21 protein-coding genes and 1 riboswitch are annotated in these 22,926 nt (G+C 73.4%); of the genes, 10 read left to right on the top strand and 11 right to left on the bottom strand.

Annotation, left to right across the window (positions count from 1 at the left end; all coding sequences use genetic code 11):
* Together OG429_RS31575 and OG429_RS31570 are read right to left on the bottom strand one after the other, a co-directional pair.
* Complete coding sequence (locus tag OG429_RS31575) at positions 1-753, bottom strand: class I SAM-dependent methyltransferase (RefSeq protein ID WP_443051287.1); 753 nt, start codon at positions 751-753, stop codon at positions 1-3.
* Entirely contained in the window at positions 753-1,058 is a 306-nt protein-coding gene (locus OG429_RS31570) for a 4a-hydroxytetrahydrobiopterin dehydratase (protein ID WP_328928653.1), read from the bottom strand. Before OG429_RS31570 ends, OG429_RS31575 begins: the two co-directional genes overlap by 1 nt.
* A gap of 197 nt (positions 1,059-1,255) precedes the next feature.
* Here OG429_RS31570 and OG429_RS31565 point away from each other — a divergent pair, with 197 nt between their 5' ends.
* Positions 1,256-3,049, top strand: a complete 1,794-nt coding sequence (locus OG429_RS31565) for a hydroxysqualene dehydroxylase (protein ID WP_328928652.1) — start codon at positions 1,256-1,258, stop codon at positions 3,047-3,049.
* A 24-nt stretch (positions 3,050-3,073) separates the two neighbouring features.
* On the top strand, positions 3,074-3,877 hold the full coding sequence (locus OG429_RS31560) for a helix-turn-helix domain-containing protein (RefSeq protein WP_328928651.1): 804 nt from the start codon (positions 3,074-3,076) through the stop codon (positions 3,875-3,877).
* Here OG429_RS31560 and OG429_RS31555 read toward each other — a convergent pair.
* On the bottom strand, positions 3,854-4,279 hold the full coding sequence (locus tag OG429_RS31555) for a hypothetical protein (protein WP_328928650.1): 426 nt from the start codon (positions 4,277-4,279) through the stop codon (positions 3,854-3,856). The genes OG429_RS31560 and OG429_RS31555 overlap by 24 nt on opposite strands.
* Before the next feature lie 257 nt (positions 4,280-4,536).
* On the opposite strand from OG429_RS31555, the gene OG429_RS31550 reads away from it, so the two are divergent.
* The 4 genes from OG429_RS31550 to OG429_RS31535 all read left to right on the top strand — a co-directional run bounded on the left by OG429_RS31550 (position 4,537) and on the right by OG429_RS31535 (position 8,877).
* The gene (locus OG429_RS31550) at positions 4,537-5,565 is read left to right on the top strand and encodes a hypothetical protein (protein WP_328928649.1); all 1,029 of its coding nucleotides are present in this window, start codon (positions 4,537-4,539) and stop codon (positions 5,563-5,565) included.
* Positions 5,562-6,140: a toxin-antitoxin system, toxin component gene (locus tag OG429_RS31545; protein WP_328928648.1), complete on the top strand. Its 579-nt coding sequence runs from the start codon at positions 5,562-5,564 to the stop codon at positions 6,138-6,140. The genes OG429_RS31550 and OG429_RS31545 overlap by 4 nt, the downstream gene beginning before the upstream one ends.
* Before the next feature lie 71 nt (positions 6,141-6,211).
* Positions 6,212-7,735 carry an FAD-dependent oxidoreductase gene (locus tag OG429_RS31540; protein WP_328928647.1) on the top strand — a complete coding sequence of 508 codons (1,524 nt, stop codon included), beginning with the start codon at positions 6,212-6,214 and terminating at the stop codon, positions 7,733-7,735.
* Complete coding sequence (locus OG429_RS31535; RefSeq protein ID WP_328928646.1) at positions 7,732-8,877, top strand: MAB_1171c family putative transporter; 1,146 nt, start codon at positions 7,732-7,734, stop codon at positions 8,875-8,877. The genes OG429_RS31540 and OG429_RS31535 overlap by 4 nt, the downstream gene beginning before the upstream one ends.
* Positions 8,878-8,953: 76 nt before the next feature.
* Here the strand turns inward: OG429_RS31535 and OG429_RS31530 are convergent, their stop codons facing one another.
* The gene (locus tag OG429_RS31530) at positions 8,954-9,799 is read right to left on the bottom strand and encodes a bifunctional 5,10-methylenetetrahydrofolate dehydrogenase/5,10-methenyltetrahydrofolate cyclohydrolase (protein WP_327388424.1); all 846 of its coding nucleotides are present in this window, start codon (positions 9,797-9,799) and stop codon (positions 8,954-8,956) included.
* Positions 9,800-9,865: 66 nt separating this feature from the next.
* Positions 9,866-9,959: riboswitch (ZMP/ZTP riboswitch) on the bottom strand.
* Between the two features lie 57 nt (positions 9,960-10,016).
* On the opposite strand from OG429_RS31530, the gene OG429_RS31525 reads away from it, so the two are divergent.
* A complete protein-coding gene (locus tag OG429_RS31525; RefSeq protein ID WP_328928645.1) occupies positions 10,017-10,778 on the top strand; it encodes a methyltransferase domain-containing protein in 762 nt (253 codons plus the stop codon).
* A gap of 215 nt (positions 10,779-10,993) precedes the next feature.
* Positions 10,994-12,598, top strand: a complete 1,605-nt coding sequence (locus OG429_RS31520; protein WP_328928644.1) for an RNA polymerase sigma factor — start codon at positions 10,994-10,996, stop codon at positions 12,596-12,598.
* Positions 12,599-12,609: 11 nt separating this feature from the next.
* On the opposite strand, the gene OG429_RS31515 is transcribed toward OG429_RS31520, so the two are convergent.
* From OG429_RS31515 to OG429_RS31490, 6 genes are all read right to left on the bottom strand, one after another.
* Positions 12,610-14,418, bottom strand: a complete 1,809-nt coding sequence (locus OG429_RS31515) for a vWA domain-containing protein (RefSeq protein ID WP_328928643.1) — start codon at positions 14,416-14,418, stop codon at positions 12,610-12,612.
* Positions 14,415-15,476, bottom strand: coding sequence for an ATP-binding protein (locus OG429_RS31510; protein WP_328928642.1), 1,062 nt, complete (start codon positions 15,474-15,476; stop codon positions 14,415-14,417). Before OG429_RS31510 ends, OG429_RS31515 begins: the two co-directional genes overlap by 4 nt.
* A gap of 92 nt (positions 15,477-15,568) precedes the next feature.
* Entirely contained in the window at positions 15,569-16,018 is a 450-nt protein-coding gene (locus OG429_RS31505; protein WP_328928641.1) for an SRPBCC family protein, read from the bottom strand.
* Between the two features lie 42 nt (positions 16,019-16,060).
* Positions 16,061-17,470, bottom strand: a complete 1,410-nt coding sequence (locus OG429_RS31500) for an amino acid permease (protein WP_328928640.1) — start codon at positions 17,468-17,470, stop codon at positions 16,061-16,063.
* Between the two features lie 74 nt (positions 17,471-17,544).
* Positions 17,545-19,671 carry a phage holin family protein gene (locus OG429_RS31495; protein WP_328928639.1) on the bottom strand — a complete coding sequence of 709 codons (2,127 nt, stop codon included), beginning with the start codon at positions 19,669-19,671 and terminating at the stop codon, positions 17,545-17,547.
* Positions 19,672-19,785: 114 nt separating this feature from the next.
* Positions 19,786-20,190 (bottom strand): hypothetical protein, encoded by a 405-nt coding sequence (locus OG429_RS31490; RefSeq protein WP_328928638.1) that lies wholly within the window; start codon positions 20,188-20,190, stop codon positions 19,786-19,788.
* Between the two features lie 169 nt (positions 20,191-20,359).
* Between OG429_RS31490 and OG429_RS31485 the strand changes: the two genes are divergently transcribed.
* Both OG429_RS31485 and OG429_RS31480 read left to right on the top strand, forming a co-directional pair.
* Positions 20,360-21,136, top strand: a complete 777-nt coding sequence (locus OG429_RS31485; protein WP_328928637.1) for an MBL fold metallo-hydrolase — start codon at positions 20,360-20,362, stop codon at positions 21,134-21,136.
* Complete coding sequence (locus OG429_RS31480; RefSeq protein ID WP_328928636.1) at positions 21,133-21,774, top strand: DedA family protein; 642 nt, start codon at positions 21,133-21,135, stop codon at positions 21,772-21,774. Before OG429_RS31485 ends, OG429_RS31480 begins: the two co-directional genes overlap by 4 nt.
* 49 nt (positions 21,775-21,823) lie before the next feature.
* On the opposite strand, the gene OG429_RS31475 is transcribed toward OG429_RS31480, so the two are convergent.
* Positions 21,824-22,900 carry an MBL fold metallo-hydrolase gene (locus tag OG429_RS31475; protein WP_328928635.1) on the bottom strand — a complete coding sequence of 359 codons (1,077 nt, stop codon included), beginning with the start codon at positions 22,898-22,900 and terminating at the stop codon, positions 21,824-21,826.
* Positions 22,901-22,926: the final 26 nt, after the last annotated feature.

Here is a 22,926-nt window from a genome sequence, read left to right as displayed (position 1 = left end):
TCAGGCGCGTACGAAACTGCGTACGCGGTACGTCGGTTCCGCCCGGGGGACGTCCGGGCCCGGCAGCAGCTCCAGACGGGAGGCCAGTTCCCGTGGGGTGATGCCGCGCGGGCTGACGCGTGAGGCGTACTGCCCCGCCAGCAGGGCCTCGGCGCAGCCACGCGGGGTGCGGCCCTGGCCGTGGCCGGTGAAGCGGGTCTCGGCGGCCGGCCGCAGGCCCGCGCCCGCCGCGTACGCCGCCACCCGGTCCGAGGAGTCCGCGGGGCGGTCCGTCAGATGCGGTGCGAGCACGGCGTCGATGTCGCTGCCGACGTCGTGCGCGGCGTCCTTGTCGACGGTGGTGACGAACACCCCGCCGGGGCGCAGCACCCGCCCCGCCTCGGCGAGGACGGCTTCGACCGCGCCCGGCTCCCGCAGCAGGTGCAGCAGCCACACCGCGCTCACCGCGTCCAGCGAACCGGGCCGCACCGGCAGCCGGGTGGCGGAGGCGAGGACGGCCGGGACGCCGCGGCGGGCCGCCATCGCGGCCATCCCCTGCGAGGTGTCCGCGCCCAGGACGCGCAAGCCGGGGCGGGTCAGCCGGCTCGTGACGATGCCCGTGCCGCAGCCGAGGTCGAGGAGGGTGCGGGCGTGGGCCGGGAGCAGGCCGAGGACCGCCGCGGCGGCGGCCCCGGCGCGCGGGGTGCCGCCGCGGGTGGCGTCGTAGGCCTCGGCCTCCGCGTCGTAGTCGAGCAGGGGACGCGGTATCGGCATCAGTTCGCTCCGTGCGCCGGGGCGAGGGATTCGACCCGTTCGGCGAGCTCGAAGTCGTTCGCCGTCACGACGCCGCCCGCATCGTGGCTGTTCACCGACAGGCGCACCGTGTTGTAGCCGAGGGTCAGGTCGGAGTGGTGGTTCAACTCCTCCTGGACGCTGGCGATGTGGGTGACGAGGGCGCTCGCCGCGAAGTGCGAGCCCAGCCGGTAGGTGCGGGAAATCCGGTCGTCCTCGAAGGCCCAGCCGGGGAGTTCCCGCAACCGGTCCTCGATCTCCTTCTGTGACAGCGGCTCACTCGGCATGCACCGGCTCCTTCTTCGCGCGGAATTCCCCGTGACGTGCAGTCAAGGTTCCCACAGTGCACGCCGGGCGAACCTTTCGCGCCATAGTGCGCTCGGGTACTTTCCGCGCCTTCCACACCCGCCAGGCCCCCCTTATGCTCCTGCGCCGGACGTGGCCGTTACCAGTGGTAACAAGGGAACGAAGGGGTGGCATCGCCATGGCGGGCACAGGCGGTTCCAGGCGTACGTTCATCGCGGGCGCGGGCGCGGCGGCCACCGCCGGGGCCCTGTCGGCGACCGGGGCCCTGGCGGCCCCCGCGTCGGCAGCGGCCGCCGCCTCGACCCCGCCGGACGGCAGACGCGTCGCCGTCCTCGGCGGCGGGGTGGCCGGGATGACCGCGGCCCACGAACTCGCCGAGCGCGGCTACGCCGTCACGGTGTACGAGCGCCGGGCGCTCGGCGGCAAGGCCCGCAGCATGGACGTACCCGGCAGCGCCCGCGGCACGCGCCGGCCGCTGCCCGCCGAGCACGGCTTCCGCTTCATCCCCGGCATCTACCACAACCTGCCCGACACCATGCGGCGCATCCCCTTCCCCGGGAACGCGAACGGCGTGTGGGACAACCTCGTCGCCCCGCGCGAGATGATGTTCGCCCGGGCGGGCGGCCGCGAGGACCTGCGCGCGCCCATCCCCTGGCCGGAGCACTCCCCCGCCCAGCTGACGCCCGACGAGCTCCGGCGCTCCCTCAGCGGGATCCTGCAGTCGCTGGTCCGGCTCCCGCCGTACGAGACCGCGTACTTCGTCGACCGCGTACTCGTCTTCCTCACCAGCTGCGACGAACGGCGGGACGAGGTCTGGGAGCACACCCCTTGGTGGGACTTCGTGCGCGCCGCGCAGATGTCGAGCGAGTACCAGCGGATCCTCGCGGTCGGCATCACCCGCAACATCGTGGCCACCAAGGCCGAGGAAGCCTCCACCCGTACGGTCGGCACCCTCGGCGAGGCCTTCGTCTTCAACCTGCTCGGCCGCGGCGCGGACGGCCCGCCCGACCGGATCCTCAACCTGCCCACCAACGAAGCCTGGATCGACCCCTGGGAGGCGCATCTGCGCTCCCTCGGCGTCGAGTTCAGGATCGGCTGGACCGTGCGCGAGGTGCAGTACGGGAACGGCCGGGTGAGCGGGGTCGCCGTCCTGGACCCGTCCGGCGCGCGGCAGACCGTCACCGCCGACCACTACGTCTGCGCCCTGCCCGTCGAGCACGCCCGGCGCACCTGGAGCACGGCGCTGCGGGCGGCCGATCCGATGCTGGGGCGCTGCGACAGGCTGGTGACCGACTGGATGACCGGGATCCAGTTCTACCTCACCGAGCGGGCCCCGCTGGTGCACGGCCACCTCAACTGCATCGACTCGCCCTGGTCACTGACGGCCATCCAGCAGGCCGAGCACTGGCCGTCCCGGGACTTCCCCGCCGACTACGGCGACGGCGCCGCCGTCGACTGCCTGTCGGTGGACGTCTCGGAGTGGGACAAACCCGGGATCCTGTACGGGAAGACCGCCAAGCAGTGCACCCGCGAGGAGGTGGCGCGCGAGGTGTGGGCACAGCTGAAGGCCTCCCTCAACGACACCGGGAAGATCCTGCTGCGCGACTCCGCGCTGCACTCCTGGTTCCTGGACCCGGGCGTGGACGGGCTCGGCACCCCGAACCCCACCAACCAGGACGAGCTGCTGATCCACCCGACCGGCACCTTCCACAACCGGCCGAGCGCGGGCACCCGCATCCCCAACTTCTTCCTCAGCGGGGACTACGTGGCGGTCGACATCGACCTGGCGACGATGGAGGGCGCGAACGCCTCGGCCCGGGCCGCCGTCAACTCCCTGCTGGACCGGGACGGCTCGAAGGCCGCCCGGTGCGTGGTCCGGCCGCTGTACCGGGCGCCGGAGGCCGAGTCCGCCAGGCGCCACGACCTGTGGCGTTACCGTCTCGGACTGCGGAACGTCTTCGACCTGGGGTGACCTGTCTGGACTACCGTCGTGCGCATGACCACCACGACGCCCACGGTCGGCGCCCTGCTCCGTACATGGCGGAGGCGGCGCGGCCTCAGCCAGTTGGAGCTGGCGGGCCGCGCCGATTCCTCGTCCCGGCACATCAGCTTCATCGAGAACGGGCGGTCCCGGCCGAGCGAGGAGATGGTGCTGCGGCTCGCCGACCGCCTCGACGTGCCGGTGCGGGAGCGCAACGCCCTGCTGCTGGCGGCGGGTTACGCACCCCACTACGCGCAGACCGCTCTGGACGACCCCTCGATGGAGACGCTGCGCGAGGGCATTTCGCGGCTGCTCACGGGATACGAGCCCTACCCCGCGCTGGTCGTGGACGCCACCTACAACGTCATCGCCGCCAACCGGGGCATCGCGATGCTGCTGGACGGACTGCCGGAGCACCTGCTGGCCCCGCCGCAGAACGCCATGCGGATCACCCTGCACCCCGAAGGCCTGGCCTCGAAGATCCACAACCTCAAGGAGTGGCGCGGGCACCTGCTGGCCCAGATGGAGCGCCAGATCGCGCTGGCCAGGTCCGGGCCGCTCCGCGCGCTGTACGAGGAGGTGTCCGCCTACCCGGTGGCCGAGCGCCCCGGCGACAGCGAACCGGACGCGCCCGTCCCGTACATCGCGCTTCCCCTGGTCATCGAGCACGACGGCCACCTGCTGTCCTTCGTGTCGTCCATCGCGACCTTCAACACGCCGATGGACGTGACCGTCGCCGAGCTGGCCATCGAGACCATGCTCCCGGCCGACCCGGCGACGGTGAAGTACCTGCGCTCACTCGGCTCTCTCGGCGACTGAGCGCAGGGCCAGCTGCTGGAGCACCGCGAACGAAGCCACCGTGACGGCCTGCATCGCGATCCACACCAGGCCGGCGGTGGTGGGCGTGAACCAGACGGCCAGGGACACCAGGCTCAGGGCGGCCCAGGCGTAGTTCGCCTCGACGACGAACTTCACGGGGAAGACCGGCGGCCGGCGGCGCGAGGCGAGCCAGCCGACCCCGGCGCCGAACACGGTCAGGAAGACCCCCAGTTCCAGCAGCAGGCTCTGGCCGACCCCGAGCAGCCGTCCCAGCGGGGCGGAGAAGGCGACGTACGCGAGCCCGTTGCCGGTGGTGACCACCGAGTCGAGGGCGAGGAAGCGGCGCAGCGCGGTCTGCGGCGCGGTGGTCCGGGCGATGCTGCCGAGCAGGGTCGCGGACATGGGAGATCAGCCTCCATCAAGGTCGAACGGCCTGGTGGGAGACGGGTTCCGGCGCCGAGTGCGCGGCTCCGGAACCCGCTGGCCCCACTGTGCCCGGGCCCATTCCGGGGGTCGATTACCTCGGAAGTCATGCCCAACCTTTTTTGAGCTGTACGGCAGGAAACGTTGGGTTTCCCCTGGTTCGGCAGGGGGCGGCCGGATAGGCTTCACCCAGCCCAGCCCCTCGAACGTCTTGTCGACTTACGGAGAATCAGCCGGTGCGAGCCGCTCCCCGACCCGATCTCGCCGCGCTCTGGCGGCGCGTGGAGGAGCTGTCGGAGCGGAGCGGGCAGGACCCCGCGTACGTACTGGCCGCCCAGCGGCTGAGCCATCTCTCCGGTGTCGAACCGGCCCGCATTCCCTCGGTGGTTGCGGGCACGGCCGCCGAGGAACCCCTCGAACAGCGGGTCCACCGCCGCTTCCTGCGGCTGCGGGCCACCCGCCGCGACAAGCACGGCCGGGAGTGGCCCCTCGCCGCCATCGCCGACGACTTCGACGCCCCCGGCGCCTCGCTGGGCCCCCTCAACGCGGGCACCGGACTTCCCCGGCTCGGCCACGCGGCCGGTGTGCAGCGCTTCTTCGGGGTCCACGCCGGCTTCCTGCTGGCCGACAGCAAGAGCTCGGTGGAGCGGGCCCTCGCCCTCACCCCGGACGGCCGGGGCGACCTGGAGCACCTGTCCCACCTCACCGGCATCACCCCCCAGGCCATCCGGCTCACCCTTGACGGCAGGCCGCCCCGGCTCCCGCTGAAGGAACAGGTGCACCAGCGGTTCGAGCACCTGCGCCGTACCCGGCTCCGGGAGGACGGGCAGCCCCACTCCCTCTCCGCCATCGCCAGGTCCTTCGACGCGTCGGGCCAGTCGCTGACCCGCCTCGCCCAGGGCGAGGGCCTGCCGAACCTCGCCGCGGCCGCCGGCATCCAGCGCTTCTACGGAGTGGAGGGCGGCTTCCTGCTGGCCGACGACACCGAGGCGCTCGCCACCGCCCTCACGGCGATCGAGCGCGAACTGGAGTGCGCGGAGCGGCAGCAGGAGAACCCGATGCTGGCCGTGATGCGGGCGCACGACGTACGGAGCATCGTCACGCGGGCCGGCCGGCTCTCCCCGCGGGGCTGGAAGTCGCTCGCCGACCACCTGGACGACCTGCTCGCCAGGGAAGGACAGCTCGGCCGTCCGGCCGCGGGCGCCGGCCGCGACGGCGGGGACGCGGCCGCCGGGGGCCACACCGCCGAGGGGGGAGACGTATGAGGACCACACGGGCGATGCGCGGACTCGCCGGCGATCTGCTCGCGGACGCGCGCCTTTCGGCGCCGGCCGGGGCCACCGGGATCATCGGGGCCCTGTGCGCCGCCTACGCCCGCCGCCGCGGCGGGCGGAAAGTCGACTTCCGCTTCGCCTCCTTCCCGCCGGACACGGCCAGCGGATTATGGCTGGAGATGGACGACCGGGACCTGATCGTCATCGAGGAGCGGACTCGCCCCGAGCACCAGCTCGTCATCGCCTGCCACGAGCTGTGGCACGTGGACGAGGGCACCTGCGACAGCCACGGGCCGGGCATGGCGGTGGCCGCGCGGCTCACCGGACGCCACGGCGACCTCGCCGGGCTGCTGCGCTCCGACACCGGGCTGAGCACCGTGATCCGCCAGGCCGCCGCCCGGGCCGACCACGAGGATCCGGCGGAGATCCGCGCCGAGATCTTCGGCCTGCACCTCGGCAAGCTCCTCAAGCCGTACCTGCCACCACCCCGGGAAGAACAGTTCCCCGAGGCGATCGAGCGCATCCAGACCTCGCTCGGCTGGGGGCGCCCCGCGTCACTCCGGTGACCCGCGCCCAGCCAGCCCCGCACCCCTCGCGCCGATGCCCTCGGCACGGCCCCGACAGAGAGCACGACACGATGACCCAGCCTTCCCCGCCCCGCCACGCCGTCGTCATCGGCGGCAGCCTGTCCGGCCTGCTCGCGGCCGCCGTCCTCGCCGAGTACACGACGGTCACCGTCATCGACGCGGACCCGCTGCCCGAGGGCCCGGCGCCGCGGCGCGGACTGCCGCAGGCCCGGCACACCCACCTCCTGTGGTCGGGCGGCGCCCGTGCCATCGAGCGGATCCTGCCCGGCATCACCGACGACTGGACGGCCGCGGGCGCCATCCGCCGCAGCCTGCCCACCGACCTGGTCACCAAGACCGCCCAGGGCTGGATCCCGCGCGTCGGGGAGAAGCAGTTCAACATCTCGTGCAGCCGCGACCTCCTCGACTCGGTGATCCGTGCCCGGGTGACCGGACTGAAAGGGATCTCCACACTCCAGCGGAGCCGGGTCCGGGCCCTGGAGGGCACGGCCGCCCGGGTCACCGGCGTCCTGGTCGACACTCCGGAGGAAGAGGGCCGGCTGCTGACCGCCGACCTCGTGATCGACGCGAGCGGTCGCGGCTCGCGCGCCCGGACCTGGCTCCAGGCACTGGGCGTCACCGGCATACGGCAGGCCGAGGTCGACTCCGGCCTCGTCTACGCGACAAGGATCTTCGAAGCCCCGGCCGGAGCCCACGAGATGGGCTTCCCCATCGTCAACGTGCAGTCCGACCCCCGGGTGCCCGTCCCCGGCCGGACGGCCACGATCGTGCCCATCGAGAACGGCCAGTGGCAGGCCACCCTCTCCGGGACCCGCGGCGGCCAGCCGACCGGCGACCCGGACCGGTTCATCCCGTTCGCCAAGGACATCAGGGACCCGATCGTCGGCGAGCTCCTCGAAGGGAAGAAGCCCCTGACGGACGTCGCCGTCACCCAGGGCACCGCCAACCGCAGGATCTACTTCGAGAAGGCCGAACTGCCCGACGGCTTCATCGCCGTCGGCGACTCGGTCGCCACCTTCAACCCGCTGTACGGGCAGGGCATGACGGTCGCCGCCCAGGGGCTGCTGGCCCTGCGCGCCCTGATCCGCCAGAAGGGGCTCGCCCACCCCGGCTTCGGCCGCGAGGCGCAGCGCGCGATCGCCCCGCTGGTGAGCACCGCCTGGGAGCTCGCCACCTCGCAGGACATCCTGTACCCGGGGGCCACCGGGATGAAGCCGCGGGCCGGAACCGGCGCGCTCAACGCGTACGTGAACCGGCTGATGACGGGCGCCACCACGGACGAGGCACTCACCGCCGCCCTGTTCAAGGTGCTCACCATGAGCAGCGCGCCCACCCACTGGCTCCAGCCGTCGGTGGTCTGGCACGTGCTGCGCGCCTCGGACCGGGGCGCCCTGACCGCGCCGCCGCTCACCGCGGCCGAGCGGGCCGTCGCCGGGCTCGGCCCGGCCGGCCCGGCGGCCGCGGTCGCCACGAACCAGGTGGAAACGACGGCCCCGGCGGCCCCGGCAGACCCTGTCGGCACGGACCCGGCGGACCCGGTCGGCCCGGCCGACCCCGTCGGACAGGTCCGGTGAGCAGCGGACTCCTGCTCTATCTGCCGGGGTCCGTGATGTTCCTGGCGCTGCTGATCAAGCTGCCGGCGCTGCGCCGGGACTGGGACCAGCCCCTGAACCGGGCCGCGTGCACACTGCTCGCCGTGGGCGCCCCGCTCACGTTCCTGGCGTCACCGTCGACGATCTCCACGGTCAACCGGCTCACCGGCGTGGTCAACTTCTCCGCGCCGCTGGTGTTCGGCCTGATCACCGTCTTCTCGGGGACGTGCGTGGTGCTGGTCCTGCAGTGGCGCGGCGGCCCGCCCCGGGCCGTGCGGCAGGCCACCCGGCTGACGGCGGCCGTGTTCGGCGCGGTGACCGTGGCGATCGTCGTGCTGTTCGTGATCGGCGACGCGCCGGTGGAGCGGGTCCGGGACCTGGACACGTACTACGCCACGACGCCGTGGATCCGCGAGATGATCGTCTGCTTCCTGGTGGCCCACACCGTCGGGACCTCTGCGCTGACCGTGCTGTGCGGGAAGTGGGTGTGGCGCGCGGACCGCTCGCTGCGCCCGCTGCGCACCGGACTGGCGCTGATCGTGTGCGGCGGGCTGCTGGACCTGGCCTACCTCGCCGCGAAGTGGGCCTCGGTGGCGGCCCGCTGGGCCGGCCGGGACTGGGTGGCCTCCGCGGACGTGGCGCTGTCGCTGGTCTCCGGGGCGGCCCTGCTGATCGGTGCGGGGTTCATCGTGCCGCTGGTCGGCGGGTCGGCGGCCTGGCGGGACTTCACCCAGTACCGGCGGCTGTATCCGCTGTGGAAGGCACTGCGCGGAGCCGCGGCCGCCAGGGTACGGACCGTGCCGCTGGCCTGGTGGTCGCCGGTCGGGTCCCGCCTCATCCACCGTGAGTCCTTCATCGACGACGGCATCCTGGCGCTCGCCTCCCGGTTCGACCCCGCCGTGCGCGGCGCGGCGTACGAGGCGGCGCGCGGGCAGGGCATGAGCGAGACCCGGGCCGCCGTGGTCGCGGACGCGGCCGTGCTCGCCGTCGCCTGCCGGCGCGGGGCCGCCGGTACGGAGGGCGAGCACCCGTCCCCGTACCGGCTGGGCGGCAGCCCGCTGGGGGCCCTGGCCCGGGAGTTCCGCACCTCCCCCATCGTCGCCGCGGCCCGCGAGACGGCCTAAGCGAGGCCTAAGCGGAAACACAGCGCCCCGGGCCCGAGGGCCCGGGGCGTTCGCCGGCCGGCTGCGGGGCCGCGGCTCAGAGCTCCGCGAGGTCCAGCCCGGCCTGCGCGGCGGCGGCCTGGACGGTCTGCTCCAGCAGGACGGCGATGGTCATCGGGCCGACCCCGCCCGGTACCGGGGTGATCAGGGAGGCGCGGGCGGCGGCCGACTCGAAGTGGACGTCGCCGACGTTGCCCTCGTTGTACCCGGCGTCCAGGACCACGGCGCCCGGCTTGATGTCCTCGCCCCGGATGAATTCGGCCTTGCCGACGGCGGCGACCAGCACGTCCGCCTGGCGCACGATCGAGGGGAGGTCCTGGGTGCGGGAGTGGCAGTAGGTGACGGTGGCGTTCTGCTCCAGCAGCAGCATCCCGGCCGGCTTGCCCAGGATCGCGCTGCGGCCGACGACCACGGCGTGCTTCCCGGTGAGGTCCACGTCGTAGGCGGCGAGGAGGCGCATGATGCCGCCGGGTGTGCAGGAGACGAAGCCCGGCAGCCCGAAGCCCATGGCGGCGAAGGAGTGCATGGTGACGCCGTCGACGTCCTTGCCGGGCGCGATGGCCTCGAAGGCGGCGCGCTCGTCGATGTGGTGCGGGACGGGGTGCTGGAGCAGGATGCCGCTGATCTCGGGGTCCTCGGAGAGCGCGGTGAGCGTGGCCACCAGCTCCTCGGTGGTGGTCTCGGCCGGCAGCTCCACGTGGCGGGAGGTGATCCCGGCCTTGGCGCAACGGTTCTGCTTCATGCGTACGTACGTGACGGAGGCGGGGTCCTCACCGACCAGCACGGTCGCGAGACAGGGCGCGGTACCGGTGCGCTCGGTGATCTTCGCCGCGTAGGCGGCGGTCTGCTCCGAGATGCGGCGGGCGAGGGCCGTGCCGTCCATCAGCTGGGCAGAGGCGGTGGCAGTCTGGGCGGTCGTCACGGGGTCTCCTGAACGTCGCTGCGGATCGCGGTTCGCCCAGGCGCGCGGCAGTCGACGTACGGACGTACGCCGGGCCGCTCCCCGGTGGTGATCCACCCGAACGCCAGTCACGGCCCGCCGTCCACTGTAGTCGACATATCCGGTGGATAGCCGTGGCCCGACCTGGGACGATCAAGACATGACGCGTACTTTCGACCATCTCGTCGCCGAGGCCGAATCCGTCTCCGTGGACGGCTGGGACTTCTCCTGGCTCGACGGCCGCGCCACCGAGCAGCGCCCCTCCTGGGGCTACCAGCGGCTGCTGGGAGAGCGTCTGGCCCGCGTCCGGTCCGCCCTCGACATCCAGACCGGCGGCGGCGAGGTCCTCGCCGGATCCGGCCCCCTGCCCCCGCTGACGGCGGCTACCGAGTCCTGGCCGCCCAACATCGCGAAGGCGACCCGGCTGCTGCACCCGCTCGGCGCGGTGGTGGTCGCCGACGCCGACGAGCCGCCGCTGCCCTTCGGCGACGAGGCCTTCGAGCTGGTCACGAGCCGCCACCCGGTGACCATCTGGTGGGACGAGATCGCGCGGGTCCTGCGGCCCGGCGGCACCTACCTGTCCCAGCAGGTCGGTCCGGCGAGCGTCTTCGAGCTGGTCGAGTACTTCCTCGGGCCCCAGCCGGAGGAGGTCCGGCGCGGCCGGCACCCCGACGACGCCGTGGCGGACGCCACGAAGGCCGGCCTCGAAGTCGTCGATCTGCGCTCCGAGCGACTGCGTACGGAGTTCCATGACATCGGAGCCGTGATCTACTTTCTACGGAAGGTGATCTGGATGGTGCCCGGCTTCACGGTCGGGCAGTACCGGGACAGGTTGCGCGAGCTGCACGAACGGATCGAACGCGAAGGCCCGTTCGTCGCGCACACCGCCCGCTTCCTCATCGAAGCCCGCAAAAAGGGGTGACGGAGAGGGCGGACGGATTCCCGCCGGATCGGTTGCGCGGCCACAGCGTGGCGCAGGTCACTCAATTCAGCGCGTAACGAATCGACTCGGGCATGCGATGAACCGACAGGCGTCCTCGCGCGGCCCCGGAATACAGACCCCCCTCGGGTCTGTTTCCCGAGTTCGCGCGATGATGTCCCGCCCACCCCTTATCTGTTCGCAACGAGAGGCTCCTTGTGTCGCTCAGCCCGTCCCGTACGTTCCCTCCGGAGATCGCCGAATCGGAGGCCCTCGTCGCGCTCGTCGAGCGCGGCCGCGAGCAGGGTCACATCAACGGTGACGACGTGCGCCAGGCCTTCGAGGCCGGCCGCATCCCGGTGGACCAGTGGAAGCGGGTCCTGCGCAGCCTGAACCAGGTCCTGGACGAGGAGGGTGTCGCCCTCCACGTCAGCGCGGCCCCCGCCACCAAGACTGCCGCCAAGAAGCCCCGCAAGGCAGCCGCCGCCCCGGCCCGCACGGTGGCCAAGAAGGCAACCACCCCGCCGCGCCCCATCGGCGCGCGCAAGACGTCTGCCACCAGCACGGCCACCAGCGCGGCCACCGCCACCGCCGCGGCGATATCCGCTCCGTCGGCATCCGCCATCGAGGACGAGGCGACGGCCGGGGCCGCCGCCGAGCCGAAGAAGCGGACGGTCAAGAAGACCGCGACCGCCGCGAAGAAGACCGCCACCAAGAAGACGGCGGCGAAGAAGACCAGCGCCAAGGACGCCGACGAGGGCGAGACCCCCGCGGTGGAGGGTGAGGACTGGGCAGCCGAGGACCTCGCCGACGAGGCCGAGGAAGAGGCCCCCAAGGCCGCCGGCACCCAGGGCTTCGTCCTGTCCGACGACGACGAGGACGACGCTCCGGCGCAGACGGTCATGGTGGCCGGCGCCACCGCCGACCCCGTCAAGGACTACCTCAAGCTCATCGGCAAGGTGCCGCTCCTCAACGCCGAGCAGGAGGTCGAGCTCGCCAAGCGCATCGAGGCGGGCCTGTTCTCCGAGTACAAGCTCGAAGAGGAGGAGGACCACAAGCCCGCCTTCAAGCGCGAGCTGGAGATCCTGGTCGAGGACGGCCGCCGCGCGAAGAACCACCTGCTGGAGGCCAACCTCCGCCTCGTGGTCTCCCTCGCCAAGCGCTACACCGGCCGCGGCATGCTCTTCCTGGACCTGATCCAGGAGGGCAACGTCGGCCTGATCCGCGCCGTGGAGAAGTTCGACTACACCAAGGGCTTCAAGTTCTCCACGTATGCGACCTGGTGGATCCGGCAGGCGATCACGCGTGCCATGGCCGACCAGTCGCGCACCATCCGCATCCCCGTGCACATGGTCGAGATCATCAACAAGCTCGCCCGCGTGCAGCGCCAGATGCTCCAGGACCTGGGCCGCGAGCCCACCCCGGAGGAGCTGGGCAAGGAACTCGACATGACCCCCGAGAAGGTCATCGAGGTCCAGAAGTACGGCCGCGAGCCGATCTCCCTGCACACCCCGCTGGGTGAGGAGGGCGACAGCGAGTTCGGTGACCTCATCGAGGACTCCGAGGCGGTCGTGCCGGCCGACGCGGTCTCCTTCACCTTCCTCCAGGAGCAGCTCCAGTCCATCCTGGGCACGCTCTCCGAGCGCGAGGCGGGCGTGGTCTCCATGCGCTACGGCCTCAACGACGGCCAGCCCAAGACGCTGGACGAGATCGGCCGCGTGTACGGGGTCACCCGTGAGCGCATCCGCCAGATCGAGTCCAAGACCATGTCGAAGCTGCGCCACCCGTCGCGTTCGCAGGTGCTGCGCGACTACCTCGACTAGGCCCGCGGCCTTCAGGCCAGTCGGAAGACGGGCCCCTTGGGTGTGAACGGCAGGGAGGCACCCTGCGGAACCAGATAGGCGTGCTCACGCCGGATCCGCAGGGTGTCGCACCATCCGTCCGTGATCACCAGCACCGGGGCCCCGGGCGGGAAGTCCTCCGCCCGCTGCAGCAGGTCGATGCCCGGCTGCAGCACGGTCCCGCCCCGCCCGCGTACCCGGACCCGGCCCGCGATCTCGGTCGGGGGCAGATAGCCCGCGTCGTACGGCGCCGCGTCGCAGAACACGACGCGTGCCGCCGGTACGTCGCGGGCTTCCGCGTACGAGGCGATCGCGCCCAGCGCCTTGCCGAGCAGGGCGGCGTTCATCGACCCCGAGGTGTCGAGCACCACACCGAAGGTGCAGCGGGCCACCTCCTCGGGCGGGAAGCGCCGGCCCGCGCGCGGGATGTCCGGGGTGGAGGCCTGGCGGCGTGCCGGGCGCGCGTAGCTCCGTACGGGCGCGGGGCGCGGCACGTACTCGTCGAACCAGCGGGCCAGCTTCGCGTCCCAGGGCACGGGAGGATGGGCCAGCGCCCGGATCTCCTGGATCAGCCCGGCGGGCAGCAGCCCCCGCCGCCCCGCCTCGTGCAGGTCGAAGCCCTGGACGAGGCCGCGCCGGTAGAAGTCGTCCAGATCCGTGTACGGGCAGCTCCCCGGGTGGGGCAGCGGCTCGCCCAGGATGTCCCCGAGGCCTTTGCCGCGCAGGGTCGCGAGGCGGCGCATCCGGCGCAGGTCGGTGGCGATCCGGTCGTAGACCTCCTCCACGGACAGGTCCCGCAGCGCGGGGTCGTGCAGCAGTCCCGCGGGCATCTCGCCGACGCCCATCTCCACGAGCCAGCCGTTGACCACGTAGTCGGCGGCCACGTTGTGCAGGTACGGGTCGCGGACGCCGCGGCGCTCGCCGTGGCGCAGGGCGGCGTGGAGCATCTCGTGGGCCAGGATGAACCGCCATTCGCCGTCGGTGAAGGTGCGCAGCGGGTTGACGTAGATCTCGCCGGAGCTCGCGCTGACCGCGGCGATGGCGATGCCCTGGGAGCGGGCCAGCTCGGCGTCGGCGACGATCTTGAGGCCGGCGGCGAGGCCGCCGAGCAGCGGGTACGAGGAGACGAACCAGTTCAGGGCCAGGTCCCAGGGCTGCTGGCGGGTCCGTTCGCCGGTGACCCGGTCGCGGCGGCCGCCGGCCACGTCCATCGCGGCGGAGACGCTGCGGGTCAGGGCGTGCGCGAAAGCGGCCTCCCAGTCGGGGGCGGTGGTGTTCCAGCGGCGCCAGGTGACCAGGACCTGGTCGGGGTGGTCGCCGGCGGTGCCGCACTGCGCGTAGGCGGCCGGGATGCCGTCGCGGCGCCAGCGGGCGGCGAGCAGGTCCTCGTCCCCGCCGGGGTATTCGGCGGGGAGGTGGTCGGGGGCCCGGCCTGTCGGAACGGTGAGCAGGAAGCGGTTGACCACCGCGCAGCGGGCGGCGAGGTCGAAGCGGTCGGGCTGCGGGCGGTCCTCGTCCTTGCTCGCGGGGACGTGGCCGAAGCCGAGGTGGAGCAGGGCGTGGGCAAGGGTCCAGGCCCAGTCCCGGGGGTCGGCTCGCCGGGTCGGATGGACGTGGACGGTGCCGTTGGAGTCCACCGCGGCCAGTCCCCCGGCCGGGGTAGCCGCGCATTTGGCCTGGCGGCAGACGGCGGCGTCGACGGCGGCGAGGGCCGGGTTCCGCTTGACCAGGGCGAGGCCCTCCGCGAAGGCCTCGGTGGCGGGATCGGGCTTGGCGTCCTTGCCGCGCGGGGTCCGGCTCACCGGCGGGCCTCGACCAGGCGGGGCATGTCGCGGGCGGCCTCGACCAGGAACCAGGCGGGCAGCACGGGCAGGCCGTCGGCGTCGTCGGCGATGACGGTCTGGGCGACCTCGACGGAGATCTCGGCGAGCTGGACGAGGAGCGATTTGGCGCGGTAGGCGGTCTGCCGGACAGCGGGCGAGACGTGTTCGCGCTGCGCGGGGAGTTCTTTGACCAGACGGCCCCGGAAGGCCTCGGCCAGGTAGTACAGCAGGTCCCGGTCCTCCATGCGGCGCGGCCAGCTCGCGTCACCCTTCATGATCGCCTCGATGCCGAAGGTGTGGCGGACGATCTTGGCGTAGCCGCAGAAGGAGACGGCGTGGGCGGGGGTGAGGGTGCCGTGCGCCACGACCTTCAGCGTCTGCTCGTCCAGGCCGGTCCCGAAGGAGTGCAGGGCGTCGGAGAGCATGTGCCAGGAGCGGGGCGTGGAGAACGCCTCCTCCGTCTTGGGCGGCTGCGACCACAGGTGGTCGGGGCGGTCGGTGAGGTAGTCCGTGACCCAGGGGTGGATGCCGTTCTCGCCGGCCCAGACCAGCCAGTCCCGCGCGGACGCCTGGAGGTGGACGTGGGTGAGGCGATTGACGAGGGCGGAGGCGATGGGCCGGGCGAGCGCGTTGTCCGTGGCGCGGTTGCCCGCGCCGATGACGATGGAGCCCGCGGGGAGCTCGTAGGAGCCGATCCGGCGGTCCAGGATCAGCGAGTAGAAGGCCTTCTGGACGTCCGGGGACGCGGCGTTGAGCTCGTCGAGGAAAAGGCAGTACGGCTCGTCGCGCGCAATGGCCTCTGGCGGGCAGAAGACGGAGCGGCCGCCTCGGATCTGCGGTACGCCGATCAGGTCCTCGGGGGCGAGCTGCGTGCCGAGGAGGCTGACGCACTCCAGGCCGAGGGAGTCGGCGAACTTCCGTACGAGCGAGGACTTGCCGATTCCGGGCGCCCCCCAGAGGAACACGGGCCGCACGGTGGCGAGGCCGAGGAGCAGTTCGGGGATCTGGGCGGGGGTGACGGTGACGGCAGCCTGCACGGGTGGCGGTCCTCATGATCGGGTCGTGTGGTGCGCCCAGTGTGGGCGCACCACACGACCCGGAGCACCCGGTTTTCCCCGGTCCCCGCGAGTCAGCTCGCGGAGTGCTCCAGCAGGTGCTTCAGCTTCTCCTCGCCCCGGGGCATCTCCTTGCGGAGCATGGGCTTGACCACGAGGGGGACCAGGGCCCTGCCCATGCCGTGGCCCTCGAAGTCGACGGACAGGGTCACGCGTGAACGCGCCCCGCCGTCGAGGGGTTCGATACGGCCCCGTACGTCCGGCCGGACCGGCCCGTCGACGCCGTGGATGTGCCAGCTCCGCGGCGGGTCGAGTTCCGTGAACTCCATGGTCGTGGGGACCCTGCGCTTGCCGATCTGCCGGGTGACGAGGACCTTCGAGCCGACGTGGACGGGGAGGTCGCCCATCGGTACGACGGACACGGCGCTGTCCTGCCACTCCGGCAGGTGCGTGGGGTCCGTCACGTACGAGTAGACGTCCTCGGGGCTGCGGTCGATGTCGATGGTGTTGCTGATCGCGGACATGGCGACCCCTTAGAGCCCCCCTGGCTGTCCTCTCCCTCCAAATTACCCCGCGGGCGAAACGATGGCCCGCCGCCGCCGGGCGGACATCACCGCGTGGACGAGTACGCCCGCGAACAGGAACATCACGCCCTGGTAGACGGCGGCGTAGCCTGAGCCGGCCACCAGCCACATCGAGAAGCCGAAGGCCAGGCAGGCGAGCGCGGCGTCACGGACCAGGCGGCCCCGGTGGACGCGCTCGGACCGGCCCGAGAGCAGGAAGTAGAGCTGCGCGGCGGTGGAGAGCAGGTACGGGACGGTCGCGGTGAAGGTGGTGACCAGGACCAGGATCTCGAAGACGCCCGTCGAGCCCGCCGTGTAGTTGTAGACGGTCAGCGCCGAGGCGAGGACGGCCGTGACGACCACGCCGACCACCGGGACGCCGCGCTTCTTCGTCTCGAAGGCCTTCGGAAAGAGGCCGTCCTTGGCGGCGGCGTACGGGGTCTGCGCGCTGAGCAGGGTCCAGCCGTTGAGGGCGCCCGCCATCGAGATCACCGCCGCGCAGGCGACGACGGTGCCGCCCCAGGTGCCGCCGGCCCCTCCGTCTGCGGAAAACATGGCGTTGACCGCGTCCGTGAAGGGGGCCTGGGAGGAGACCAGGCTGTCGTGGGGGACCAGGCCGAAGACGGAGAGGGTGCCCAGCAGGTAGACGGTGGCCGCGCCGACGGTGCCCAGGATGGTGGCCCGGCCGACGTTGCGCGCCGGGTCGCGGACCTCGCCTGCGCTGACGGCGGCGGATTCGACGCCCAGGTAGCTGAAGAGCAGGATCGCCGCGGAGGCGGAGACGGCGCCGACCGCGCTCTGGTCGGTGGCCCGGAAGGGGCCGAGGTTGGCCGGGTCGAAGAAGAGGAGGCCGCCCACGGAGACGAGCAGCAGCGGGGCGAACTTCAGGACGGTGGAGACGAGTTGGACGGCGCCGACGTACCGGGTGCCGGCCAGGTTGGCGAGCGCCGGCAGCCACTGCACGGCGAGGGCGGCCAGGCACATGGACCACTTGTGCGCGCCGACGGCCGGGAAGAGCACGCAGAGGTAGCCGACGGCCGCCACCGCGAGGGCCGCGTTGGAGACCCAGGTGGTGATCCAGTAGCTCCAGGCGGCGAGGAATCCGGCGAAGTCGCCGAACGCGGCGCGGGCGTAGACGTACGGGCCGCCGGTCTGCGGGTGCCGCCGGGCGAGACGGCCGAAGACGAGGGCGAGGGCGACCGCGCCGAGGGTGAGCACCGCGAACGCGACGAGGCTGATGGTGCCGAAGGGGGCCACCGAGGCGGGGAGGAGGAAGATCCCGCCGCCGATGATGTTGCCCATGACCAGGCAGGTGGCGACGGGAAGGCCGAAGCGCCGGGTGTCCTCCCGGCCGGGCGCGGGAGGCTCGGGGACGGGTGCGGCCTCGGTCGGCGGTGCTGCGGTGCTGGTCACGGTGGTGCGCCTCAGGGTGTCTCACATGGTGGGCAGGTCAACACATGGTTGACCACCGCAAAGGCGGTACCAAATCAGTGGTTTTCGTCCTGCGCGGGCGTAGCCGCGGAAGGAAAGATTCCGCCGGTGGTGCCCTCCGGCCGGGAATCCTCCGCCGGCAGGGCGACGGGCGGAGCCGCCCGCGGGGCCACCGGCAGCTGCGGCCCGTCCGCCTCCCGCAGCCAGCGGCGCAGTACGCCGTGCACCGCCTCGGCGCCCGCCAGCTCACCGCCCGGATCCGACAGTTCCGTCGGCCACATCAGGAACGGGTGCCCCTGTTCCCCGCCGAGGCCCCCGTGCGAGCCGATCTGCTCCTCGAAGGCGTGTACCGTGCCCGTCCGCGGGTCGTACGCCGAGTTCACCATCACGTCGGCCACGTGCGGGAAGGTGTCGGTCCGGCGCACGGCCCCGGCCGCCCCGGGGCCGAAGGGAGCCAGCAGTTCCTCCGCCTCCCCCGGCACGTCGAGGCGCGCCACCGTCCCGCCCCGGCCCAGCACCACGCCGTCCACCAGCAGGAAGCCCACGCCGGGGTGGTTCGCCAGGGTGGGCAGCAGGGCGGGGTACGCGCGCTCGACGCGTTCGCGCGAGGCCCGGCCCGGGACGTCCGGGAAGGAGATCAGCCCGAGATTGCCCGAGGCGAGCACCACCGGGCCGGGGCCCGGCCCCGGGGAGGCCTCCGCGTCCTCCTCCACCGGCCGGTGCAGGGCCGCCAGGACGGCCGCCCGCGCCTCGGCCCCGCTGCGGGTGCGGCCCGCCCGACGGGAGACCGGAAGCCCGCAGCCCGCCCGGACCAGGTCCTTGAGGGTCAGCCCGTACCGGCTGAGGAAGGTCTCCCCCGGGCTCTGGCCGTGGTCGGAGAGCAGCACGATCCGGTACGCGCGCGGCGCGTGCTCGGCGACCCGGGCGAGCAGCGCGAGGCTCCGGTCCAGGCGCTGCAGCACCCGGTCGGTGTCCCGGCCGTGCGGGCCGGAGTGGTGCGCGACCTCGTCGTAGGCGACGAGGTCGGCGTAGACCGCGGCGCGCCCGGCGAGCATGTCGCCGATCACCGCCGCCACGACCACGTCCCGTTCGACCACGGTCGCGAAGGCCCGGATCAGCGGGTACAGCCCGCCGCGCGCCACGCGCGGCCGGTCCCCGCGGATCCGCGCGCGCAGCGACTGGCCGGTCTCCCGGCAGGCCTCGGCGACGAAGGACAGGGCCGTGCGGACGGCGTTGGCCGGATCGGAGAAGTACGCGAAGTAGCCGGCGCGGGAGCGGTTCGCCCGCCCGCGGCGGGCGGATACCGAGAGCACGAGCGCCAGTTGGTCCGCGCCACCGCTGAACAGGTTGCCCCGGCTGGCCCCGTCGAGCGTGAGCAGCCCGCCGTCCGCGGTCCGCTCCACCGCCCGCCGCTGGAGCTCGGCGGCGCTGGTGGGCCGGTTGCAGACCATCACCTCGCCGGTGTCCTTCTCGTACCAGCGGAACGCGGGCACGTCGAAGTTGGAGCCGTGCAGGATGCCGAGCTGGCTGGCGCCGGTCTGGCTCGACCAGTCGGTGCGCCAGGACACGATGCGGTGGCTGCCGTCCAGCCAGTCGGAGACGGTCGGCATCAGGCCGCTGCCCGCGGCCCGGCGCAGCACCTCGTACCCGACCCCGTCGAGCTGGAGGAAGACCAGCCCGGGCGCGGACCCGAAGGCCCCGGGCGCGCCCGTCCCCCTCCCCTTGCGGCGGCGCCGGTCGGCGAGGCGGTAGAGCCGCCGCCGGTACGCCTCGTCGTCGCGCACCGCGAGCGCCGTCGAGGTCGCCGAGGCCACGGCGGACATCACGGCGGCCACGACCACCGCGGTCTCGGGGGCCACCTCGCCCCCGGCGGGGACCAGGCTGAGGGCTATGAGCAGCAGCGAGCCGTTCAGGAAGAAGACGAGCAGGCCGAGCACCAGGGCGGGCACCAGCAGCAGGGCCCGTACCAGCACGGGCCAGACGAGCGCGCTCAGCAGACCGAAGGCCCCGGCGCCCAGGGCGGCGGTCAGCCCGATCTGCGTGATGCTGTCGTCGTCGCCGGACCGGAGCCGGAAGTCCGGCAGGATCCCGGCCAGCGCGAGCATCGTCAGCGTGGACACCGCCCAGACGAGGATCACACGCACCAGGGCGCCGCCCGCGGTCCGCCACCGTCCTCGCACCACGCTCCACCTTCCGCGCGCCCCGTCCCGCCTTCCAGGCTCGCACAGCCCGGCTCACCGGGCCGGGCGACACGGACGGCGCACAGGGGCGGCGCACGGGCGCGGAGGAGGCGCCGCTCAGGTGCCGTCGTAGCCGGCGGTCGGCATGGAGAGCCGGCGGTGCACCTCGGCCTTCATCGCGGAGGTGTACGGCGGTTCCTGGTGCCCGGCGGTCTCCAGGCGCACCCCGCGCCGCTCGCACTCGGCGCTGAACTCCTCGACGGAGCGCAGCGCGCGGGCCAGCACGCGGTGGTTGGCGGCGACGAAGAGGTCGACCTGCCCGGCGTCGATGTCGGACCAGAGCCCGCAGTGGTCGGCGCGCAGCCCGTAGACGAGCAGTTGCCTGGTCACGACGTACCCGTGGTCGGCCGCCCAGCGCGCGCACACGGCGTGCTGGGTCCGGGTGTCCACGGCGAAGGGGTCGGCGTCGAGGTCTTCGAGCGGGGCCAGGCTGGCGATCGCGGCCACGCGCAGCTCTTCCATGCCGCCCGACCCTACTCCGATCGGCGGCCGGGGAGGAGAGGGCGGCGTCGTTCCGGTTCCGGGCGGATCCAGGGGGGAAGCCTCCAAGCGGCCGCGTGGACGTGCCCTGCTTCCCCGGGGCGGCTTAGGCTCGGTGAGGGGACGGGACGGGCGTGGGAGGGAGGGCCGGATGCCGGTGGAGATCACCTGGTGGGGGCATGCCACGTGCACGGTCGAGGACTCCGGGGTCCGGCTGCTGACGGATCCGCTGTTCGCCCGGCGCCTCGCCCATCTGCGGCGGCGCCGAGGGCCGGTGCCCCCGCCCGAGGCGGCGCGCGCGGACGCGGTGCTGGTGTCGCACCTGCACGCCGACCACCTGCACCTGCCCTCGCTGCAGCGGCTGGCGCCCGGCACCCGGCTGCTGGTGCCGCGGGGTGCGCGCCGGGCGGTGCCGGGGCTGGCGCGGATCGCCGGACTGCGCGGGCTGGCGGTGACGGAGGTGCTGCCGGGCGACGAGGTCCCGGTGCGGGACGGCGTACGGGTACGGGCGGTCAGCGCCCTGCACGACGGACGGCGGATGCCGTTCGGGCCGCACCTCGCGCCGGCCCTCGGGTACGTGGTCGAGGGCGCGGCCCGTACCTACTTCGCCGGGGACACCGGGCTGTTCGACACGATGGCCCGGGAGGTCGGCCCGGTGGACGTGGCCCTGCTTCCCGTGGGCGGCTGGGGACCGTACCTGGGCCCGGGTCACCTGGACGCGGGGCGGGCGGCGCGGGCGCTGGCCGAGCTGGCCCCGGCGGCAGCGGTCCCGGTGCACTACGGGACGTTCTGGCCGATCGGGATGGACGCGGTGCGTCCGCACGAGTTCCACGCGCCGGGCGAGGAGTTCGAGCGCCGCGCGGGGCGGCTCGCGCCGAAGGTGACCGTACGGGTGCCGGCCCACGGGGAGCGGGTGCGGCTGCCGTGACCTGGCGCGACGTCACGGCGGCGGCCGGACAGGTGCCGCCGGAGACCACCCAGCAGGCGGTGGGCTACCCGGCGTTGTTCGTACTGGTGGCGCTCGGCGCGCTGGTGCCGGTGATCCCGACGGGGGCGCTGGTGAGCTCGGCTGCGGTGGTGGCGCTCCATCACGAATCGCTGCCGTACGGGGTGTTGTTGGTGTTCGCGGTGTCGGCGCTGGCGGCGTTCACCGGGGACGTCACCCTGTACTGGCTCGGGCAGCGCGGCGTGCGGTCGCGGGGCGGCTCGCGCTGGCTGGAGGCGCTGCGCGGCCGCGCCACGCCCGATCGGCTGGAGCGGGCGCGGACGGGGCTGGACGAGCACGGGGTGCTGGTCCTGGTGGTGTCCCGGCTGGTTCCGGCGGGGCGGATCCCGGTGATGCTGGCCTGCCTGCTGGCGCGGCTTCCCCTGCGCCGCTTCGCGCGCGGCGACGCCCCGGCCTGCCTCGCCTGGGCGGCGGCGTACAGCCTGATCGGCATCCTGGGCGGCTCGCTCTTCTCGGAGCCCTGGAAGGGCGTGGCCCTCGCGGTGGCCCTGACCCTGCTGGTCAGCGCGGTCCCGCCGGGGTGGCGCCGACTGCGGGGACGGACCCGGCAGGAGGGCTAGACGGGGCTAGACGTGGGCTAGACGTCCCGTGCGGTCCGGGTGACAGGCCCTAGTCTCCGAGCATGCGTGAGGCGCCGATCGGAAGGTCCCAGAGGTGTTCGCGGGGCAGGCCCGCGCGGGCCCACGCGGCCCGGGCACGGTGCAGGGGTTCCATGACCGGCTCGGCGGAGAGGACGAAGGTGGCCCAGTGCATGGGGGCCATCCGCCGGGCGCCGAGGTCGAGGCAGGCCCGGACGGCCTCCTCCGGGTCGGCGTGGACGTCGCCCAGCCACCAGCGCGGGGCGTAGGCGCCGATGGGCAGGAGCGCGAGGTCGATACCGGGGTGGCGGCGGCCGATCTCCGCGAACCAGTGGCCGTAGCCGGTATCGCCCGCGAAGTAGAGCTCCTTCGGCGTGGGGCTCAGGGTGTCGGTCAAGATCCAGCCGCCCCACAGGGACCGGCAGGTGTCGATCAGCGAGCGCTTGGACCAGTGGTGGGCCGGTACGAACTCGAAGCGTACGCCGCCCAGTTCGGCCGACTCCCACCAGTCGAGCTCGGCGACCCGGGTGAAGCCGCGGCGGCGGAACCAGCCGGCCAGGCCCGCCGGGACGAAGAGGGCGGTGCCGCGCGGCAGCCGCTTGAGGGTGGGCGCGTCCAGGTGGTCGTAGTGGTTGTGGCTGATGACCACGGCGTCCACCGGCGGCAGGTCCTCCCAGCGCACCCCGACGGGTGTCATACGGGCCGGGGTGCCGAGGATCCGCCGGGACCAGACGGGGTCGGTGAGCACGGTCAGCCCGCCGGTACGCAACACCCAGCTGGCGTGTCCGGCCCAGGTGGCGCAGACCGTGCCGGGCTCCGCCGCGGGCAGCGGGGCCGGCTCGTACGGCAGGTCGGGGATGCCTCGCAGCCCGTCGGGGCCGGGCCGGAAGGCGCCCTCGCGGGCGAGCCGGGCGAAGCCGCGGACACCGGGGAGCGGGGTGGTGAGCCGGTCGGCGAAGGAACGGGGCCAGCGGCGGTGTTCGCCGAGCGGGCGCGGGGTGCCGGGGAGCGGCGGCGGGGCGACGGCCGGCCGGGCGGCGGCCTGCCGTACCGCGCCCGCGCCCGCACCCGCCCCCGTGGATGCGGGGGCGTCCGTCCTGTCGCTCATCAGGAGTCTCCGTTCACCGGGTCGGG

Origin of the sequence: Streptomyces sp. NBC_00190, assembly GCF_036203305.1 — a bacterium.
In the GTDB taxonomy this organism is placed as follows: Bacteria; Actinomycetota; Actinomycetes; order Streptomycetales; family Streptomycetaceae; genus Streptomyces.
The sequence above is the reverse complement of the archived record's forward strand: the minus strand, read 5'-3'. Positions and strand labels throughout refer to the sequence as shown.

Bases quoted from the DNA above. Each gene is read 5' to 3' on its own strand.
- OG429_RS31575 (WP_443051287.1), bottom strand. From the start codon at position 753: ATGCCGATACCGCGTCCCCTGCTCGACTACGACGCGGAGGCCGAGGCC.
- OG429_RS31570 (WP_328928653.1), bottom strand. From the start codon at position 1,058: ATGCCGAGTGAGCCGCTGTCACAGAAGGAGATCGAGGACCGGTTGCGG.
- OG429_RS31565 (WP_328928652.1), top strand. From the start codon at position 1,256: ATGGCGGGCACAGGCGGTTCCAGGCGTACGTTCATCGCGGGCGCGGGC.
- OG429_RS31560 (WP_328928651.1), top strand. From the start codon at position 3,074: ATGACCACCACGACGCCCACGGTCGGCGCCCTGCTCCGTACATGGCGG.
- OG429_RS31555 (WP_328928650.1), bottom strand. From the start codon at position 4,279: ATGTCCGCGACCCTGCTCGGCAGCATCGCCCGGACCACCGCGCCGCAG.
- OG429_RS31545 (WP_328928648.1), top strand. From the start codon at position 5,562: ATGAGGACCACACGGGCGATGCGCGGACTCGCCGGCGATCTGCTCGCG.
- OG429_RS31540 (WP_328928647.1), top strand. From the start codon at position 6,212: ATGACCCAGCCTTCCCCGCCCCGCCACGCCGTCGTCATCGGCGGCAGC.
- OG429_RS31530 (WP_327388424.1), bottom strand. From the start codon at position 9,799: ATGGACGGCACGGCCCTCGCCCGCCGCATCTCGGAGCAGACCGCCGCC.
- OG429_RS31525 (WP_328928645.1), top strand. From the start codon at position 10,017: ATGACGCGTACTTTCGACCATCTCGTCGCCGAGGCCGAATCCGTCTCC.
- OG429_RS31505 (WP_328928641.1), bottom strand. From the start codon at position 16,018: ATGTCCGCGATCAGCAACACCATCGACATCGACCGCAGCCCCGAGGAC.
- OG429_RS31490 (WP_328928638.1), bottom strand. From the start codon at position 20,190: ATGGAAGAGCTGCGCGTGGCCGCGATCGCCAGCCTGGCCCCGCTCGAA.
- OG429_RS31485 (WP_328928637.1), top strand. From the start codon at position 20,360: ATGCCGGTGGAGATCACCTGGTGGGGGCATGCCACGTGCACGGTCGAG.
- OG429_RS31475 (WP_328928635.1), bottom strand. From the start codon at position 22,900: ATGAGCGACAGGACGGACGCCCCCGCATCCACGGGGGCGGGTGCGGGC.